The 17,369-nt window shown below is 68.4% G+C and carries 21 protein-coding genes, 1 tRNA gene and 1 pseudogene; 13 read left to right on the top strand and 10 right to left on the bottom strand.

Annotation, left to right across the window (positions count from 1 at the left end; all coding sequences use genetic code 11):
* The first annotated feature begins 41 nt into the window (after window positions 1-41).
* Window positions 42-581 carry a TetR family transcriptional regulator gene (locus tag AB0I67_RS07545; RefSeq protein WP_357919196.1) on the top strand — a complete coding sequence of 180 codons (540 nt, stop codon included), beginning with the start codon at window positions 42-44 and terminating at the stop codon, window positions 579-581.
* A gap of 67 nt (window positions 582-648) precedes the next feature.
* Here AB0I67_RS07545 and AB0I67_RS07540 read toward each other — a convergent pair whose 3' ends face one another.
* Entirely contained in the window at window positions 649-1,494 is an 846-nt protein-coding gene (locus AB0I67_RS07540) for a hypothetical protein (protein ID WP_357919194.1), read from the bottom strand.
* A 103-nt stretch (window positions 1,495-1,597) separates the two neighbouring features.
* On the opposite strand from AB0I67_RS07540, the gene AB0I67_RS07535 reads away from it, so the two are divergent.
* Entirely contained in the window at window positions 1,598-2,410 is an 813-nt protein-coding gene (locus tag AB0I67_RS07535) for a hypothetical protein (RefSeq protein WP_357919191.1), read from the top strand.
* Window positions 2,411-2,413: 3 nt separating this feature from the next.
* Here the strand turns inward: AB0I67_RS07535 and AB0I67_RS07530 are convergent, their stop codons facing one another.
* Entirely contained in the window at window positions 2,414-2,671 is a 258-nt protein-coding gene (locus tag AB0I67_RS07530) for a helix-turn-helix domain-containing protein (RefSeq protein ID WP_357919189.1), read from the bottom strand.
* 214 nt (window positions 2,672-2,885) lie between these two features.
* Here AB0I67_RS07530 and AB0I67_RS07525 point away from each other — a divergent pair, with 214 nt between their 5' ends.
* The 3 genes from AB0I67_RS07525 (at window position 2,886) to AB0I67_RS07515 (ending at window position 4,314) form a co-directional block, all read left to right on the top strand.
* Entirely contained in the window at window positions 2,886-3,251 is a 366-nt protein-coding gene (locus AB0I67_RS07525) for an STAS domain-containing protein (RefSeq protein ID WP_357919186.1), read from the top strand.
* Between the two features lie 74 nt (window positions 3,252-3,325).
* Window positions 3,326-3,490: a hypothetical protein gene (locus AB0I67_RS07520; protein WP_357919183.1), complete on the top strand. Its 165-nt coding sequence runs from the start codon at window positions 3,326-3,328 to the stop codon at window positions 3,488-3,490.
* A 275-nt stretch (window positions 3,491-3,765) separates the two neighbouring features.
* Window positions 3,766-4,314, top strand: a complete 549-nt coding sequence (locus tag AB0I67_RS07515) for a YbhB/YbcL family Raf kinase inhibitor-like protein (RefSeq protein WP_357919180.1) — start codon at window positions 3,766-3,768, stop codon at window positions 4,312-4,314.
* Between the two features lie 11 nt (window positions 4,315-4,325).
* Here AB0I67_RS07515 and AB0I67_RS07510 read toward each other — a convergent pair whose 3' ends face one another.
* Entirely contained in the window at window positions 4,326-6,206 is a 1,881-nt protein-coding gene (locus AB0I67_RS07510) for a M4 family metallopeptidase (RefSeq protein ID WP_357919177.1), read from the bottom strand.
* Between the two features lie 393 nt (window positions 6,207-6,599).
* Here AB0I67_RS07510 and AB0I67_RS07505 point away from each other — a divergent pair, with 393 nt between their 5' ends.
* Together AB0I67_RS07505 and AB0I67_RS07500 are read left to right on the top strand one after the other, a co-directional pair.
* Window positions 6,600-8,222, top strand: a complete 1,623-nt coding sequence (locus AB0I67_RS07505; RefSeq protein ID WP_357919174.1) for an RICIN domain-containing protein — start codon at window positions 6,600-6,602, stop codon at window positions 8,220-8,222.
* 745 nt (window positions 8,223-8,967) lie between these two features.
* Complete coding sequence (locus AB0I67_RS07500) at window positions 8,968-9,420, top strand: hypothetical protein (RefSeq protein ID WP_357919172.1); 453 nt, start codon at window positions 8,968-8,970, stop codon at window positions 9,418-9,420.
* Window positions 9,421-9,939: 519 nt separating this feature from the next.
* On the opposite strand, the gene AB0I67_RS07495 is transcribed toward AB0I67_RS07500, so the two are convergent.
* From AB0I67_RS07495 to AB0I67_RS07485, 3 genes are all read right to left on the bottom strand, one after another.
* A complete protein-coding gene (locus AB0I67_RS07495) occupies window positions 9,940-10,200 on the bottom strand; it encodes a hypothetical protein (RefSeq protein WP_357919169.1) in 261 nt (86 codons plus the stop codon).
* A gap of 17 nt (window positions 10,201-10,217) precedes the next feature.
* Window positions 10,218-10,634, bottom strand: coding sequence for a GntR family transcriptional regulator (locus tag AB0I67_RS07490; protein ID WP_357919166.1), 417 nt, complete (start codon window positions 10,632-10,634; stop codon window positions 10,218-10,220).
* Window positions 10,635-10,695: 61 nt separating this feature from the next.
* Complete coding sequence (locus tag AB0I67_RS07485) at window positions 10,696-11,466, bottom strand: hypothetical protein (RefSeq protein WP_357919163.1); 771 nt, start codon at window positions 11,464-11,466, stop codon at window positions 10,696-10,698.
* Between AB0I67_RS07485 and AB0I67_RS07480 the strand changes: the two genes are divergently transcribed.
* The 4 genes from AB0I67_RS07480 to AB0I67_RS07465 all read left to right on the top strand — a co-directional run bounded on the left by AB0I67_RS07480 (window position 11,422) and on the right by AB0I67_RS07465 (window position 13,752).
* Entirely contained in the window at window positions 11,422-12,024 is a 603-nt protein-coding gene (locus tag AB0I67_RS07480; RefSeq protein ID WP_357919160.1) for a UTRA domain-containing protein, read from the top strand. The two genes, AB0I67_RS07485 and AB0I67_RS07480, sit on opposite strands and share 45 nt — an antisense overlap.
* Window positions 12,025-12,348: 324 nt before the next feature.
* Window positions 12,349-12,618: a hypothetical protein gene (locus AB0I67_RS07475; RefSeq protein ID WP_357919157.1), complete on the top strand. Its 270-nt coding sequence runs from the start codon at window positions 12,349-12,351 to the stop codon at window positions 12,616-12,618.
* A 402-nt stretch (window positions 12,619-13,020) separates the two neighbouring features.
* Window positions 13,021-13,248, top strand: coding sequence for a hypothetical protein (locus AB0I67_RS07470; protein WP_357919154.1), 228 nt, complete (start codon window positions 13,021-13,023; stop codon window positions 13,246-13,248).
* A 63-nt stretch (window positions 13,249-13,311) separates the two neighbouring features.
* Entirely contained in the window at window positions 13,312-13,752 is a 441-nt protein-coding gene (locus AB0I67_RS07465; protein WP_357919151.1) for a pentapeptide repeat-containing protein, read from the top strand.
* A gap of 207 nt (window positions 13,753-13,959) precedes the next feature.
* On the opposite strand, the gene AB0I67_RS07460 is transcribed toward AB0I67_RS07465, so the two are convergent.
* The 3 genes from AB0I67_RS07460 to AB0I67_RS07450 all read right to left on the bottom strand — a co-directional run bounded on the left by AB0I67_RS07460 (window position 13,960) and on the right by AB0I67_RS07450 (window position 15,230).
* Entirely contained in the window at window positions 13,960-14,349 is a 390-nt protein-coding gene (locus tag AB0I67_RS07460; protein WP_357919148.1) for a hypothetical protein, read from the bottom strand.
* A 101-nt stretch (window positions 14,350-14,450) separates the two neighbouring features.
* A tRNA-Ser gene (locus tag AB0I67_RS07455) sits at window positions 14,451-14,540 on the bottom strand.
* Between the two features lie 129 nt (window positions 14,541-14,669).
* Window positions 14,670-15,230 carry a YceI family protein gene (locus AB0I67_RS07450; protein ID WP_357919145.1) on the bottom strand — a complete coding sequence of 187 codons (561 nt, stop codon included), beginning with the start codon at window positions 15,228-15,230 and terminating at the stop codon, window positions 14,670-14,672.
* 101 nt (window positions 15,231-15,331) lie between these two features.
* Between AB0I67_RS07450 and AB0I67_RS07445 the strand changes: the two are divergent.
* Window positions 15,332-15,634 (top strand): annotated as a pseudogene (locus tag AB0I67_RS07445) (MarR family transcriptional regulator); the annotation flags it as partial.
* Between the two features lie 67 nt (window positions 15,635-15,701).
* Here AB0I67_RS07445 and AB0I67_RS07440 read toward each other — a convergent pair.
* On the bottom strand, window positions 15,702-16,262 hold the full coding sequence (locus AB0I67_RS07440; RefSeq protein ID WP_357919142.1) for a SigE family RNA polymerase sigma factor: 561 nt from the start codon (window positions 16,260-16,262) through the stop codon (window positions 15,702-15,704).
* 179 nt (window positions 16,263-16,441) lie between these two features.
* On the opposite strand from AB0I67_RS07440, the gene AB0I67_RS07435 reads away from it, so the two are divergent.
* A complete protein-coding gene (locus AB0I67_RS07435) occupies window positions 16,442-17,368 on the top strand; it encodes a hypothetical protein (protein WP_357919140.1) in 927 nt (308 codons plus the stop codon).
* Window position 17,369: the final 1 nt, after the last annotated feature.

The following is a 17,369-nucleotide window of genomic DNA, read 5'->3' as shown; positions in this document are numbered from 1 at the left end:
AGCTAAGTATACGCCCGTTTACATCCAGATAGAATGGGCCGGTGAAGACACGTGACCGCGAGGCGACGCGGCAGCGCCTGCTCGACGCCGCCCGCACGCTCTTCGCCGAGCACGGCTACGAGCAGGTCACCGTCCGGATGATCGCCACCGCCGCGGACGCCAACGTCGCCCTCGTGGCCCGCTACTTCGGCTCCAAGGCCGAACTGTTCGGCGAGGTCGTCATGGGCGAACCGGGCATCCGCCGGGTCTTCGGCGGCGACCCCGCCACGCTGTCCCGCCGGGTGGCGGAGTACGCGGCCACCCGGATGCACCTGGAGCCCGAGAGCCCGATCCTGCGCTCACTCGAACGCTCGGCCGGGCACCCCGAGGTGCAGGCGATCATCCGCGAGCGGCTACGGAACGCGATCATGGAGCCGCTGGCGCGGCACCTCGGCGGGGCTCACGCGATGGAGCGCGCCCGGCTGGTCACCGCGATCTTCCTCGGCATCGGGACGGTCCGCCGCATGGTCGGCCCACACGTCCCCAGCACCGCCGAGGTGGACCGCCTGACCGCGGTGTTCGAACAGGCCCTCACCCCGTAACGCCTTGTCGTGGCAAGGAACCTGACGCCACCTTCTGCACGCCGGGCGGACGCGTACGGCCGGGGTGTCACTCCGCGGGTGGCCGACGGGTGAGCAACAGGCCTGGGAGCGCGGTCAGTAAGGCCACCACGGCAACCGTCACGACCTGCGGCACCGGCACGTCGAACGCCCCCGGCGTCTCGTCCGACCCCGCCAGCCATCCGACCGGCCCCCACGCGGCCACCGCACTCCCCGCTCCCACCCCCAGCGACACGGCGACCACCGGCCACCAGACGGCTCCACGGGGCCGAAGGAGCAGCAGGACGAGGAGCAACACGATCGCGCCACCCAGAAAACCCGGCGCAGGCAGCGCATGCCCCCCGGCCCCCTCGTCGTCGGCCAGGAGCGCCGCCCGGGTCCGCACGTCCAGTCCGGCCTGTTCGAGCCGTCGCACCACGTCCGGCCCGATCCCGGCGGGTCCCGCCTCCACCAGCCAGTGCACCTCGCCCGGCTGCTCGGGCAACCAACCGAGCATCACCACACGCGGATACCAGGACCGCTCGACCGCGGCCATTGTGCCCACGATCGTCCAGTGCTCCCTGACCCGGTCCAGCACGTCCGGCCCGACGCCCTCCTGGACGACCGCCTCCCCCTCCTTCTCCGGAAACCGGCCGCTCACCAGGGTGAACATGCCGCGGGTCAGCCGATCTCGCATGTCGATCACCATCTCGCCGTCCCATGTCCGGCTGTCCAGCCACATCACCCGGCTGCCCTCAGGCAGCAGCGCGGTGACCTGAGCGGCGGTGAGGAAGGGCCGCATCCTCGGCTCCGCGCCCACCCTGCCGAGGTCTCTGACCACCGCGTCGGCCGCGCCGTACTGCAGCGGCATCTGCTCCCGTACGGAGAGATGGACCGTCTCGGTCGCGACCGCCACCGCCGTGAATCCCGCACAGAACAGGAAAACCATCAAGAAGGCAATCGAGACCCGCCACATACGCGCATCTCACCATAAGATCAGCCACCGGAGGCGAGATCTCGTGCCACGTGTTCTGCGGGTGGTCCTGGCGGCGATCGCCGTGGTCGCGATCCTGTCCGGCTGCACCGGCGTGCCTCCCCGGGCCATCGCCACCCCCACCGCGATGACCACAACCCTCACCGCCGCTGAGACGATCTCTCTGTACTGCGACGGCCGCTTCAAGTTCACCCTCGACGACGCCGGCCGCCCCGACTTCACCGAACCGTGGAAGGACGGAGTGTCGGGCTGCGACCCCGACACCTTCAGCCACCTCGGCGTGCCGATCTCCCCCTTCGAGCTCCACGCCTACACCGGCGGCCGGCCCTGGCAGGGAAACCACCTGAAGACGCTGGGCGAGCTCTACGCCCGCTGCGCGGACACCGACCCGATGGAGGAGTTCGAGACCGTCACCGGCGAGCGGCGACCGCCCGCGCCCGACACCCTCGCCGCCGCGCTGCGGTTGTGCCCGGACCATCCCTTCCGCGGCTTCTGGAGCACCGTCGTGCGCAAGGACGCCTACACGCTCGACGACCTCTCACCACCGGCCTCGTACACCGTCGTCGTGGAGTGCTCGCCCCGGCGGGTCACCGTACGGGTCACCGACGGCCGCCCGGACTTCCGCGCCGCCTGGGCGGCGAAGCCCAAAGAGTGCGACGACGTACACCGCGTGGCCTCGCTGAGCCGTACCGAAGTCAAGGCCATGCGAGCCAGCCCGACCACCTTTCGGGGAGACATCGACTGGCTCTACAGCGTCTGCACCCAGCTCACCCCGGACATCAAGCAGGAGCCCGCCGCCCAGCTCCTCTGCCCCGGCCACCCCCGGCTCCGCGGCTGACGGTCAGCGTTCACCGGCCAGGTGCCGGTCGGCGAAGATCTCGATCAGATGCCGCACCGGCGTCCCCGCCTCCGTCGGATAGCGGAAACTCAGGTCCGGGTTGAGCCCGTACCGATTGCGGCGCCCCACCCGCTCCCGCGTCAGATAACCGGCCTCGTGCAGGTCGTTGACGATCCCCTGCACGGTCCGCTCGGTCACCCCGATGCTCGCGGCGATGTCACGCAGCCGGACCTCCGGATCTCGCGCGATCTCCAGAAGCACCCGGGCATGGTGCGTGAGGAACGTCCACGTCGGTGTTTCCGGGTCATCTCGGCGCACGGCGACTCACACTCTCATGTCTGCGGGGGCGTAGCCTTATGCAGCAGCCATTGGTTGAACTATATTTCAGGTATTGTCCTTCGGTAGTCAGCGGATCGTCCGGGGGTGCGTGTCCAGTGTCTTTCCCACGAGCTCGGGGCGAGGTGGCGGACGCCCGATGACCCCGTTGCTCCTGAGCTGCTCGCAGTTCACCGGCGGCACCATGATCACGGTGACCGGTGAGCTCGACTCCACCAACGCTCAGCTCCTCGAGGCCTACCGCGCCGAGGTCCACCCCGACTTGACCCGGCCGCTCGTCCTCGATCTCGGCGGCATGACCTTCATGGACAGCTCCGGTCTGCAGCTCCTGCTCCGCCTGCACGAGCTCGCGCGGCGTAGCGGCTGCCCCCTGCTCCTCGCCGACCTCCACCCGCGTGCCGCCCGGGTCCTGGAGATCACCGGCGTCCTGCCGCGGCTCACCGTGTACGCCACCCCCGAGGAAGCGCTCCACGCCGCCGGCCTGGTGAACAGCACCGCCCCCTGACATGACTTCTGTCATCCGCACCCCGTGACAGCGGCGTCTACCTCGGCCCCTGTGTTGGGGCCGATGATCTAACCATGACGAACAACGACACCACCCCCAACTGGACCGTCGGCCTCCCCGCCGGACTCGCCATCGGCATCGCCGTCGGCCTGGCCCTCGGCAACCTGGCCCTGGGCATCTCGCTGGCCGTCTGCTTCGGCGTCGCCCTGGCCATGACCATGGGCAAGAAGCCCTCCTGACCCCTGTGCCGGGGAACCCCGGCGGCAGACTGAAGCCCCCGTTCCTCACCACCAAGCACCGCCTGATGGCCGAGGCCCGCCCCAGCGCGGGCACCGACCTCCACGGCATGGTGATGGACTTCCACTCCCACCTCTGGCAATCCCCCGCCACCATCAACAGGGATAAGCCGATGTTATGGAGAAGTGAACGGTAGCCGACAAAAGGACCGCTTCGTACGGTGCCATTAGAGGACCTCCAGCAGAAACGAGCAGACGAAAACCGTTCAGGAGGCCTGATGGCCGTCAAGCACTTCGTGCTGACCGCACTTCTCGCCGGATCAGCCGCAAACCCGTCCGCAGCATTCACCGTGACCAGCAGCGCCTTCGCCCCCGGCGGGTTAATACCGAAGGTGCACGAATGCACTAGCAGCGGCACCAACGACCCCCGCCAAAAGAACGAATCCGTTCCATTGTCCTGGTCAGGCGCCCCCACCGGCGCCCGCAGTTACGCCGTCATCATGCGCGACCTCGACAATTCCCAGCTCATCCACTGGGTCATCTACGACATTCCCGCCGGCGTCACGTCCCTGCCGCAGAACGTCGACCACACCTACCGCCCATCCGTCCCCGCGGGGGCACGGCAGGTGTATTACCGAGGCAGCGCCAGCCTGTACGGCTACCAGGGCCCCTGCTCACCCCGCAGGGTCAACACCTACGAGTTCACCGTCCACGCCCTCAACCGTGCGACGCTCTCCGAGCTGACCTCCAGCTCATCCACCTCGACCGCCGCACGAGTGATCACCGCAGCGACCCTGGGCACGGCCCGCGTATCCGGCGAGTCGTAACCCCTGAAAGGTCATCGTCTCCACAGAGCCGGTACGGCAGGCGGCACCCAGTCCGGCTGCGAGGTGTGCGCGATGCGGCAGGTGTACACGGTGCTCCGATAGGTGACCTGGTCGCCCACCGAGTACCGCTTCCACGGCACCCAGGCGGACGGCCCCTGCGGCACGGTCACGGTGAGGCTGAAGGTCCTGGTCCGGGTGATCGCCCCCGAGACGGCCCGTACCTCGATGACGTGCGTCCCCGCCGGAGTCGCGGCAGACGTGGCCAACGTCAGCGTCGCCGACTGCCCGCCCTGCACGGTCGAAGGCGAGAGCGCCGCGCTCACGCCCGGCGGCAACGCCCCCGCCGACAGGAGCACAGCCGGGGCCGGGGTCGAGGTGGTGGAGGTGTCGACCCGGGCGACCGCGACCGCGCCCTGCTCGACGCTGCGCGAGGCGGGTTCGAGCCACAGGTCGAAGCAGGCCGGCTCGCCCGCCGCCGCCGGGACGCTCACCGCGTTCCACGCGTCCTGCACCGCCGAGATCATGGAGCAGTTCTCCGGGAACAGGGCGCGGGCCGCCTGGATCGTCGCCGCCCTGGCCTTTTGGTGCGTCCACGGCAGCGTCTTCATGTTGAGCGCGGCCATGTAGATCTTGCCGGCGTTCTGGATGCCGATGCCGTTCAAGCTCGGCCGCCCCTGGCAGACCGGGCTGGCCGGCTTGCCGGGCGGGTTGGTGCCCTCGGCCAGCAGGTAGAACCAGTGGTTCTGCACCCCGGCCCCGGCGTGCGGCTCCGGGTGCTCACCGGTGTAGCAGTTGGGGTCGCCGGCCTTGGACGGGTCGTACATGTAGCGCAGCGGCCCCTTGCCCTCGAAGTCCACCTTCTCCCCGACCTCGTAGTCGGGCGGGTCGACCGGGTTGCCGGCGTAGTGCTCGGTGAGGGCGCCGAAGATGTCGCCCGTGGACTCGTTGAGCGCGGCGGTCTCCTCGCCGCTGCCGGGGCCGCCGGGGGTGGTCTGGAAGATGGCGTGGCCGTACTCGTGGGCGACGACGTCCATCGAGGTCATCTGGAAGGTGCCGTCGGTGTTGGCGCCGAACAGCGCGTACTCGGTGGCCCACCAGGCGCCGGGCGCGACGAAGCCGACCCGTCCCGGGAAGCCGCGGCCTTGGCCGTCGATGCCGTGGCGGCCGAGCCAGGTGCGCAACATGTCCCATTGGCGCTGCTGGCCGTACATGACGTCGACGCAGGCGCGGACGAGGGCGGGCGGCTGCTCGGGGAGGAAGCGGTACGGCCGGCCGTCCTGGCCGCCGCAGGCGACGCCGGGACGGGTGGGGTCGACGAGGGTGTAGTCCTCGGGGGTGCCGGTCACGTCGATGAGGACGCGGCCGTTGTGTTCGCCTTCGGCCTCGACCTGGAGGTTTCTGACGTTCTGGATGACGTCGAGAATGCTCCCGTCCTCGGCGTCGACGAAGACCCGTAAGGCGGTCGGCTTGCCGTCCTTGGTGCGACCGGTGACGGTGACGTCCCAGGCCAGGCGTGGGGTGAGGGTGGCGGCGTGCACCGCGAGGACCGGCTCGGCGACCTCCTCGACGCTGGCCACCTGCGTCTTGGCCCTGGTGAGCGCGTCGGCGGCGGACAGGGTGGGGTCGGTGCCGACGGTGATGGTGCCGCGCTGGCCGGTGACCACGTCGAGGACGGTGGCGCCGTCGGTGTTGACCACCACGTCGCCGCCGTACACCGGGAGCCCGGCGTACTCGCGTTCGTAGCTGAGGTACTGCAGGCCGTGCGCGCCCTCGACGGTCTTGACGAGGGTGAAGCTCTCCTGGGGCCCCGAGAGGGCGGGCGGCATGGGCGGAGGGACCATCGCCAGGACGGGTAACAGCGCGAGAGCAAGGGATTTGAACACGCTGTGCATTCGTGGTTCCTCTCAGCCATACAGCGCCCCCACCCTGCACCGGAAACGGCCGTTCAAGTAGCACCCATTTCCCTATATCACCCTGCTATCCCCCGGTCACCTGCGAAGACGTCCGACCAGCCAATTAAACCCGGCAGCAGAACCACTTATCGGCCACCCCGAACAAACCCTCTGCGCCAGAAAATGAGTTGACATCCACCCTGGAATATGTTCTCCAATTCCCTTCAGTAAGTTTTCTTTACTGTGACATTCGATACATTCCACGGAACATACTTTTCTGCTTAGGGTGGGGACCGACAAGCCAGTTCCGGCCGACCGCCAGCCGAATCCCATTCTCCCGAGCCGTATTCGGCATGCGCGGAATTCCGGAAGCAACGGGGAGGTCATTGTCCGATGCCATTCATCACCCGTAGCCGCGGAGGGGTCTGGGCCCGCACGCTCACCCTCGTCTTACCGGCACTCGTCCTGCTCGGCCTCACGTCTGCTGTGCCCGCCACCGCCACCTCGACGGTGCCGATCGTCCCGCAGGTCACCTGCGTGGGCGACGGCTCCAGCGGCCACCGCGTCAAGTTCGTCTACGCCTACGAGGCGGACAACTACCGCTACGACGAGGCCGAACCCCTGATCCGCGCCGCCGCCTGGGTCACCCAGCAGAACGTCAACGACAGCGCCCGCCGCGACGGCGCCGAGCGCTGGATCCGCTACGCCACCACCGGCTCCACCGGCTGCGACCTCGACATCGACGTGCGCGTGATCCCGAACGGCACCTCCAACGACGGCGTCGGAGCCCTGAAGGCGCTCGGCTACACCGCCTCCGACCGCATCTACATCGGTTACTTCGAGAGCGCCACCAACTGCGGCGGAGCAGTGACCCACGACAACATCGCCGACGACGACTCCGCCGGCGTCACCAACCGCCACAACCTGTACCCCTCGTGGGTCAGCCTCGCCCCGCACTGCGCCACCGGTCACGAGATGACCCACGAACTCGCCCACGCCCTCGGCGGCGTCATGCCGAACGCCCCCAACTACGTCGCCGTCGGCCACTGCAGCGACACCAACGAGGCCGTCTGCCAGGGCGGTTCCACCGTCGTCTGCCCCGACCCGCTCGCCGTCCGCCTCATGGACTGCGGCAAGGACGACTACTTCGGCGTCGTCCCCGTGGGCACCTACCTCAACACCCGCTGGAACGCCGCCAAGGACAGCAAGTACATCGAGCACGGCTCCGCCGTACCCACGATGACGACCATCCCGCCCCTCACCCCGCAGGTGCTCCAGGCCGTGGACGTCGAAGGCACCGAGATCGTCTTCACCTACACCCCCAGCACCAAGACGTACGGCAGCGGCATCACCCACCAGGTCGAGCTCGCCCGTGACGGCGTCACCATCGCGACCGTCCCCACCTGGGAGCAGTCCATCCGCGTCACCGGCCTGCCGGCCAACAGCAGTGCCTACTACACCTTCCGCGAGCACGTCACCCAGGGCGGCGTCACCCGGACCACCGCCTGGTCCCCGAACCTCATCGTGCTGACCGACCCCGTCGGCGGCACCACCGCCGGCACCATCGAGGCCGGCACCGCCTCCGTCTTCACCAACGACGTCGTCGACTCCACCGGCCCCAACCAGGCCCTCGACCTCTACTCCTTCTCCGGCGCCGACAACGCCCCCATCGTGCAGTGGCCGCAGAACAGCGTCCGCAACCAGCGCTGGCGCATCGCCGACGCCGGCGGCGCGTTCACCATCTCCTCCGTCCACAGCCGCAAGTGCCTGTCCACGCTGGGCGGCTCCGGCACCTCCGGCACGGCCATCGTCCAACTCCCGTGCACCGGCGCCCCCTCCCAGAAGTGGACCTTCCCCTTGATCACCGGCGTCACCTACCAGATCAAGGCCGGCGTGGGCACCAACCAGTGCATCCAGTCCAGCGGCGGCGGAACCAGCGGCGGCACCCCACTCGTCCTCGCCCCCTGCAACACCTCAACCCCGTCCCAGCGCTGGACCAACCACCAGATCGGCTGACTCCACCCGGTTCCGGACGGCAAGAAGGCCCTCTCCTTCGGACGAAGGAGAGGGCCTCTGCTCTGCGGAGGCTCGAGGCTTCCAACACCGGACAAGCGACCCGCTGCGACTAGCCTAGGCGAATCACACTCGGGCGAGATCGGCGTAAACACGGCAGTCATCCGCCGGCGAAGCGAACCGCTCCACGACGTCCAACGCTCCAGGCTCCGAGGTGAGCCTTACTTCGGAGGCCGGGGCCTTGGACACGACATCGGACCGGCGAGGCCCAGTGCCCAGAACCGGTCGGTGCGTGGAGGCGTGAGGGTTCCGTCGGCCCGTGATGCGGCCAAAGCTTCCACCGGCCGCCCCACTGTTCGCAGAAGCGGGACCCCGTAGTGCTGCCGCTGACCAAAATCATCAGATCGGACGCCTCATGAACCGTGACCGTGCCACATTCCGGCCGAGCAGGCTGCGAACCGTACGACGCGGCCTCCGGCCCGAGGATTAGCGAGCGCGAGACGACCGGCGCGGACGCTCTCAGCCACGGCGTTCAGAAACAAGAAAGCTCTGCGAACAGTGTCCCTCGCGGCACCGAACCAGGTAGCAGTGCAATCCGCCTTCCACGATTCTCGTCAGTCTCGCCCAGCCCGGCCTTTCCCCGCAGGTCACCCCAATTGCCCGGCTTGTCCGCTCGGAAAGGTGCACGTAAGCGGCCCGCAGGCGTCGTGGCTCACGCTCCGTACTCAGAACACATCAAGGAGCCAGCATGCGCCCCCTGCAGATCCCCACCCTCATGCTCGCCGTCGCCTTCATGGCTGGCTGCACTGCCCCCTCCACGACAACCATCACCCGACCTGACGCCACGGGGCCGGTCGCGCCCTCGCGCGCGGCAGCGTCCGGTACGAGCCAGCCAGACACTCCGGCCCAGGCCCCGGAGCCCACCCAGTTCGAGTTGCGGGTGAAAACCCTCAAGAAGCAGTGCTTCGGGAGCGCCGGCTGCAACGTCACCTACTCGATCAAGGTCGGCTACGACGGTCCCGAGTTGGACCCGGACGTCGCCTACCAGGTGACCTACAAGGTGACCGGAGCTGACGACCCGATCATCAATACCTTCACAGTTCAGGGCACTGACGTCACCCGCCAGGAAGAGGAGTTCGCGAGCACGCCATCATCCGGAAGCACGCTCAAGGCCAAGGTGATCGAGATCGAAGAGCAATAGACCCTCCAGCGTAGGGTGCCCGAACCTGGCCGCCGGGTGGCCTTACCGGCCGGGCGGCCGCGGCTCCTTCGGCGGGCGACCGAAGCGCTTGCCGAGGCAACCGGCAGCTCCGGATAGCAGGCCCGTTAGCCCCCTCCCGGAAGGGAAGCCAACTCCCTCTACCACTACGCCAGGGGCACTGACTTTCACGACCTGGCTGGTTTTCGGCAGCGGGTTCGCCCACCGCTTCTGCAGCCGGGGCCATGGCAACTGGGTCTGCAACCACGCCACTTCTCAGACATCAAAAGGCCCTCCCCTTCGATGAAGGAGAGGGCCTCTGTCCTGCGGAGGCTCGGGGATTTGAACCCCGGATGGGCGGTAAACCCAAACCGCATTAGCAGTCCACTGTCATGATCATGTGTCGGTGTTTGGCCATGTGAGACCAGATGAGCGGGTGCAGGCTGACCAGCCACAGCACGTTGAATGGTGAAAGCCAGCGCGGGCGCTATTAGCCCGTGTTGGTCTCACCGTGGACTCACCTCAGTTGTTGCCCGACAGGTAGGCCCGCTCAGCGACGGCGATCATCTCTTGCACGAGCTCCTGGAGGAGAGCAAGCGACTCCCTATCCAGGGTCACGCCCTCAGGCATGGGAATGGGCAGCGCCACCCGGCCGTCGGCGTTCGCCAGTTCCTCCCCGGCCGTCTTCCGCTCGCATGCCCGGCCGTACGACTCGGTGAATCCTTGAACGATCGCTACGGTGGCGTCAGAACCGATGCGCTCGGCCAACCGGTCGGCCGCCATCACCACAGGATCCCGGCTCATCCGTCGACCCGGATCTCCGACGAGGACGCCGGCAGCACATCGGGATCGGCGCCGGCTCTCTCGACCACGAGGACCCACTCCCCCTCGGCCAACATCATGGTGGCGCGCTCGGCGGCGGAGGCCGGCCGGGAGACGATGCGCACACCTGGCTCCACCGACACCACCACTGGCCGCCGAGCCTGGACACAGGTTCCCCGGCCAGCGACCGTACGCACTATCCCCAACTCGGTCAGATGAACGATCGCGCGCCGAATGGTGTCCCGCGCGACGCCGAACTCCTGCACCAGATCCTTCTCGCTCGGCAAGGGTCGCCGCGGCTGATATCGCCCCTCTGCGATGTCGGCGCGAATCGCATCGGCGATCTGCCGGTAGACCGGCGTCTCGCTCTCGCGCTCTATCTCCCGCTCTCGCACACGCTGACGCTATGGGGGTACCCGGTCAGGCCCCGCAGTAGATCACGACAGGTGCACCTGTCTACCTAGACCGGGGTAGACCGAAGCGTAGACCGCTTGTGCTCATAAGCTCCGGCGGTCGCGGCGAGGATCTCGGCCTGGACGAGCAGGATGTAGGAGCCGACGCTCGCGCCGTGCAGGAAGTTGACCGCTTTGCCGTCGGCCAGGACGTAGAAGTAGTGGCCGGTGCGCGAGTAGCGGGTGACGTGCGGCTCGACAGAGGCGCGGGTGTAGAGAGATCGTGGAGGGCGGACAGCTCCAGCTCGTCATCGCTGCTGGTGACGCTGGCGATGTAGGCACCGTTGGCGACGCGGCCGAAGTCCTCCTCGCGCAGGGCCATGTTGCCGGTCGCGCACACCACGAGGCCGGCGCCGGCGAGCGCGTCGGCCAGGGCGGGGGCGGTGCGGTAGCCCTGGGACAGCGCCTGGACGCGGCGGACGAGGTCGATGTCGAAGACGGTGACGCCGACGTGGCGGGAGTGCAGCATGGCGGCGATCGAGCGGCCGAGCTTGCCGTAGCCGATGACGCAGGCCGGGCGGCCGTTGAGGATGTCGTCGCGCGACCGGACGAGGGCCTCGGTGGAGAAGACCACGGACTGGCCGACCAGGTAGTCCTCGGGGTCCTTCAGCGGGGAGCGGGCGACGGAGTAGACGGGCACCGGCGGCTTGTCGAGCCGCTGGCAGCGCTGGTGGCCGTTCTGGGTGTCCTCCACCACACCGAGCAGGCGGCCGGAGAAGCGGGCGGCCAGGTGCTCCAACGCCGGCGCGAAGTAGCCGCCGACGTCGAGGAGCACGAGGTCTCGGCCGGCGGCGCGCGACTCGACGTAGGCCAGGACGTGCTCGGGATCGGCGAAGGCGGCCCGGCCGAGGGCGTCGATCTGCCACGTGCGGCTGACCTCGCGCAGGGTGGCCTCGTGGATGCTGCGCGGTTTGGGCAGGACGGCGACGATGTCGCCGACGCGGGCGACGCCGGCGAGGAAGGCCTCGCGGCCGGCGACCCGGTCGTCATCCGTGACCGCGTGATGGGCGACCCCGAGACCGGCCGAGTCGTCCAGCTCGCGACGTCCTACCTCCCGGGCGACCTCGCCGCCGGCACCGTGCTGGCCCAGGCCGACACCGGGCCCGGCGGCATCTACGACCGCATGGAGACCGACCTGGGCTGGGGCCGGCTCGACTGGGAGGGCGTCATCACCGCCCGCGCGGCCACACCGGAGGAGACGAGCCTGCTGCAGTTGGCCCCCGGGGTGCCGGTGCTGTGCGTCATCCGCACCACCATTGCCACGGCGGGCGCGGCCGAAGGGCGCGACGCCGGCGGGTTCGAGGTGCGCTACCCGATCCACCGCGCCACGTAGGGCTGCTGGCAAGAATCGTGTCACCCGCCCTAAGCGAGCGGCATCGGCGCAGGGAGGGGTGCCGGCATAGATCGTGTCTCCGGCCCAAACGAGTGGTCTCGCCACAGGTCGTGATCCCCAGAATCGCCAAGCTCTAAGGCGAAAGCTGCCACAGCGCCCTCGCCACGCAGAGCGCTGCTCTATTGAGCGTGTTTGCGAGGAAAAACGTCTGCCGACAGGCCACGACAGTAGCGCTGTGTAATTGATAGTTACGCTCAGTGTTCGCCTGGGAATGATCACCACCACTGGCCGCTCACGCACTCGACCACCCTGGAGGCATGCCCTATGAAATCCACGACCCGCCGACGTCTCGCCACCCTGACCCTGACCCTGCTCGCCCTGCCCCCCGCCGCCCTCAGCCTCACCACCCCCGCCTACGCCGACGCCGGCGCCTGCCTCGCCTACCTGCAAGAGAAGGGCTTCGAGGGCCAGGTCATCCATCCGGACGCGTGCGAACAGGCCGAGCGCGGCAACGTCGAAACTTGCATGGACCTTCTCGTGTACCACATGGACCAGCGCGAGGCCTTTGAGGCGTGCATGCGGGGACAAAGCTAAGCCGGACCGGCCACGACGCCCGCGACCGGATCACCCTGTAGCCCCGGAGCCGTGAGGGCCCGCCACCACGCCGGTGGCGGGCCCTCACGCCGTGGTCGCTCGCTTGGGCCGTGAGACACGATCCTTGCCGGCACCCCTGTGTATGCCGAAGCGCCCCTCACCCGAAGGTGAGGGGCGCTCCAGCCAACGCTTTTCCCAGGCGTCCCATCGACCGTACGCCGCACCAGGCGATGGGTCCAGCGGGTCTACCGCAACGGGTACGGCCACGGGGGTGCCGTGCCGATCGTGACCCAGCCGTCGCAGTCACGTTTCGGCCACTCACCCCACCGATCGCCAGCACGTGCTTGATCCTTGCGACATGCCGCGCCGCGTCTCCTCGCCCAGCGCCGCAAGAAGCCGCCCATGCCGCGGCCGATCCGCCTGGCGCCCATCAGCGTCACGCTCCTGCTCGCTGGCGCGGGGGCAGGCGCCCTCGTCTACGGTGCCCTCGCGTGGATCGGGTTTCCGGCCTCGACCGGCAAGGCCACGATCAGCGAGGCCCTGGAGATCGTCAAGATCGCGCTGGCCGTGATCGCCGGAGTGGGCGGCGTCATCGCCCTCGTCGTCGCCTACCGAAGTCAACGCGTCTAAGAAGCGAGCGAGAACCGCGAACAGTCCAAGCTCTTCGTCGACCGCTTCGACAAGGCCGCCAGCATGCTCGGCAGCGACAGTCCCGCCGGCGTCCACGCTCTCTCGGCCCTCGCCGACGACTGGGAAGACGAGCGGCAGATGTGCATCGACGTCCTCTGCGCCTACCTCCGCATGCCGCCCGAGCCGAACCTAGACGAGGAAGCCACCGCGCATTCCCTCTGGCTCTCGATGAGCGAGGTCCGGGCCACAATCCTGCGCTTGATCGCCGACCACCTGAGAGATAGCGGCCCAGCCTCGTGGTGCGGCATGGATCTCGACTTGACAGGCATCGTCATCAACCACGATCTCGACTTCTCAGGAGCCGACCTTTCACGAGGCAGGATTCGCTTTCGAGGGGCGGCGTTTTCTGGGGGCCTGGTCAACTTCAAAGGGGCGAAGTTCTCGGACGGCACGGTCGACTTCGACGGAGCGGTGTTCTCGGGCGGCAGGTGCCGGGGCCGGTGACCACGCCGCCGCGGGAGTAGCCCATCACGGCGTACGCCTCGCCGATCGCCTGCTCCGACAGGCCGGTCGCCTGCACGAGGGCCTTCAGCGAGTTCGCGCCCTTCTTCCTGGCCGCCCTGATGGCCAAGATCGCGGGCATCTGGTCGAGGCGCTGCTGCTTGGCGGCGGTCTGCACCTGGGCGTTGAGGCCCCTCAGCTTGGTCGTGGTCAGCTTGGCGGCGCTGGCCGCGTATTCTCGGCGTCGGCGCCGCCCATCGCGAGCAGCTGCTGGGCCAGCTCCGGGAAGCCCTTGGCGGCGATGGTCTCCAGGTTCTTGATGAACGTCGCGGTGTTCTTGATGAACGCCGCGGTGTTCTTGACGCCGAGCGCGAGGGAGGCGCCGAGCCGGGCCGCGGGCGTCAGGCTCGACTTCTTGTAGGCGACCGTGGTGGCGGACAGTTTCTCGGTCGCGGTCGCCAGGTCGCGGCGTTCCTTGGCCACGCGCGCCTCGTCGACGGCGATCTTCTTGGCCGAGGCGCCCTTCTTATGGATCGTCCAGAAGAAGCGCGAGCGCCTGGCGGCCGGGGAGCAATGGGTCAACAGCGGAAGGCTCTTCACCCGCGAGAACGGCGTCGGCCTGGACTCACCTGGGCCTAGTCGATCTCCCCTGGAAACCACAAAGGCCCCCTTCCGATCTTCGGAAAGGGGCCTCTGAACTGCGGAGGCTCGGGGATTTGAACCCCGGATGGGCGGTAAACCCAAACCGCATTAGCAGTGCGGCGCCATAGACCTGACTAGGCGAAGCCTCCCGGTGCCAAGTGGCTCAGCACAGAGTACCGGCCTTCAGGCTGGGCGGCAAAGCGGTTGTCGGTCGCGTCGTCGCCAGGGGTTGTCCACTGCCTGTGGACAACCCCGTCCACAGCTGTGGACAACTATCGTCAGGCAGGGTTGGCCTCGCCCTCGATCTCGATCTTGACCTTCTTGCCGACCAGCACGCCGCCGGTCTCCAGGGCCTGGTTCCAGGTCAGGCCGAACTCCTCGCGGTCGAGCTCGGTGCTGATGCTGAAGCCCCAGACGGTCTGGCCCCAGGGGTTGGTGCCGCTGCCGCCGTACTCGACGGTGAGCTCGACGGGGCGGGTGACGTCGCGGATGGTGAGGTCGCCGGCGAGGGTGAACTCGTCGCCGGAGTGGCTCACGACGCGGGTGCTGCGGAAGGTGATCTCGGGGAACTTGTCCGCGGCGAGGAAGTCGTCGCTGCGCAGGTGGCCGTCACGGTCGGCGACGCCGGTGGTGATGCTGTCGGTGTAGATCGTCAGCTCGGCGCTGGAGTCGAGGGGGTTCTCGGCGATGGTGACGGAGCCGGCGAACTTCTCGAAGCTGCCGCGCACCTTGCTGACCATCATGTGCTTGACGACGAAGCCGAGGCTGGTGTGCGCGACGTCGAGGTTGTACTTGCCGGCGGCCGGGATCTGGAGGCCTTCCCAGGTGCGGGTGCTCATCTCGAGGTTCTCCCTGAAGTAGTTGCTTGCTCTGCGGACGGTTGCGACAACAAAGGTCTACATGAGGAATATTCCCCGTGTCAACTAACGTCGGATACAGTATGAGCGTGATCCCCTTTGACGACCAGCGGCTGACCGCCATGGGCCTGCTCACCGAGGTCCATGCGGGGCTGTCCGCGAAGCTGGCACCAGTCTTGAGTACGGCCGGCCTGTCCGAGATCGATTTCGAGGCGATGATCCGATTGGCCCGCTCGCCGGGCCACGGGTTGCGCATGAGCGATCTGGCCGCGCAGACCGGACTGTCCACGAGCGGGGTCACCCGGGTCGTCGACCGCCTGGAACGCGACGGCCTGGTGCGCCGCGTCGCCTGCGCCACCGACCGGCGGGCGTCGTACGCGACCCTGACCGAGAAGGGCTCCGAGCGGCTCGAACTGGTCGTGCCCAAGCACCTGGTGGACATCGACAACTGCTTCACCGGCCTGCTGAGCGAGGAGGAGCTGGACGGCTTCCTGACGCTGCTGCGCAGGATCCGCGACGTGGTCCGGCCCGAGGCGACGGCGGGGGCCGAGGAGAGCTGCCCAACGACTCCCTGAGCTTGGCCATCGCCCGCGAGACCGTGCTCTTGACCGTGCCCACGCTGATCCCCAGCCGGCTGGCGACCTCGGGTTCGGTCAGATCCTCGTAGTACCGCAGCAGGACGGCCGCGCGCATCCGTTCCGGCAGGAGCGCCAGGGCCTGATCGAGCCGTTCGTCGGTCTCCGTCGACCAGTCGTGCGGCCGGCTCGGCTCCGGAAGCTCGTCCGAGGGGAACTCCTCCAGCTTGCGCCGCCGCCACTGGGAGATGTTGATGTTCACCATCGCCCGCCGGACATACCCGTCGCGATCCTGCACCCGCCCCCAGGCCTGGTAGGTCTTGAAGAGCGCGCTCTGCAGCAGATCCTCGGCATCGGAAGCATGCCCGGTCAACTGGTGGGCGGTACGTAGCAACGCCGGACCTCGGGTCCTTACGTACTCCCGGAAGTCGTCGTCCATCGAGGCCAGACTTCCAGCTCGGCGTCCACGGTTGACCCTGGTGCCGCTAAAGGTCCGTCAAGTTCGGTGGCAGGAATGTTCTCTGGTGGTTGTCAGCACTTCCACCCGAGGATGCGTATTTTGCTCCTCTTCGGGGTTCGCGCCCGTTGCGAAAACGCCGGGCATGTGAGGCTAGGCGCATGCGTAGAGAGCTGGCGGCCGCCGTCCTCGGCCGTGAGGCGGGCGTGCCGGGCCCCGATCCCGGCAGTGGAGATCCTCTGCATGCGGTCACCGGCGAGATCCTTGACGTCAGTCCCCACCTGATCCTGATCGAAACCCCCGAGGGCACCGAGGAGCGGTTGGTGATCGCGCCCTGGGCCACCGCGTGGCACGGCTCCGACGTCGCCCCGGCCGACCTGCCGGTGGGCACGTGCGTGCTCATGCGCACGCTGCACGACGGCCGCGTGGTCGATCGCATCTGGGCCGGCATCACCCGGGCGACCGGCACGATCCTCAGCGTCGAAGGCCGCCGCGACCTGACCGTCGAGCTCGACTGCGGCCCGCACCGCGGCCGCCGCACCGTGCTGATTCCCTACCGCGCCACCGGGCGGCTGCGGGTGCGCCATCCTCAGCTCGAACCCGGTTTCCTCTTCGACGCCATCGGCGTGCGCGAGGAGGGCGGCAGCACGATCCTGCTCCCCGCGACCTCGCAGCCCGGCTACCCGGCGCGTGCCGTACCCAAGCCTCCGTCCGCCTACGGCGGCGTGCAGTCGCGGGTGTCGGGCACGGCGGTCTGGTCGGACGGGTTCGACGAGGACGAGCGGGCCGCGGCCTACCCGATGGTGGAGCGTTCCGACGTGCGGTGCGCCGAGGCCGAGGTGTCGTGCGTCGGCCTGCCGTACCTGGCGCTGGGGTCGCTGCTCTACGTGCACAACGTCTGCTCCGACCGGGTGTCGAACGTGACGATCACCGCGTGCGGCTGTGTGGCCGGGCGCTTTTGCGATCGGTGCGTGGAATGCGACACCGGGGCGCGCGGGCGCATCGTGGAGCTCTCCCCCGCCAGCTTTGTCGAGCTGGGCGGGGAACTGGTCAACGGCTGTTTCAACGCGCGGGTCGGATTGGGGTGAA

The organism is Nonomuraea sp. NPDC050310 (genome assembly GCF_040655795.1).
In the GTDB taxonomy this organism is placed as follows: domain Bacteria; phylum Actinomycetota; class Actinomycetes; order Streptosporangiales; family Streptosporangiaceae; genus Nonomuraea.
The sequence above is the reverse complement of the archived record's forward strand: the minus strand, read 5'-3'. Positions and strand labels throughout refer to the sequence as shown.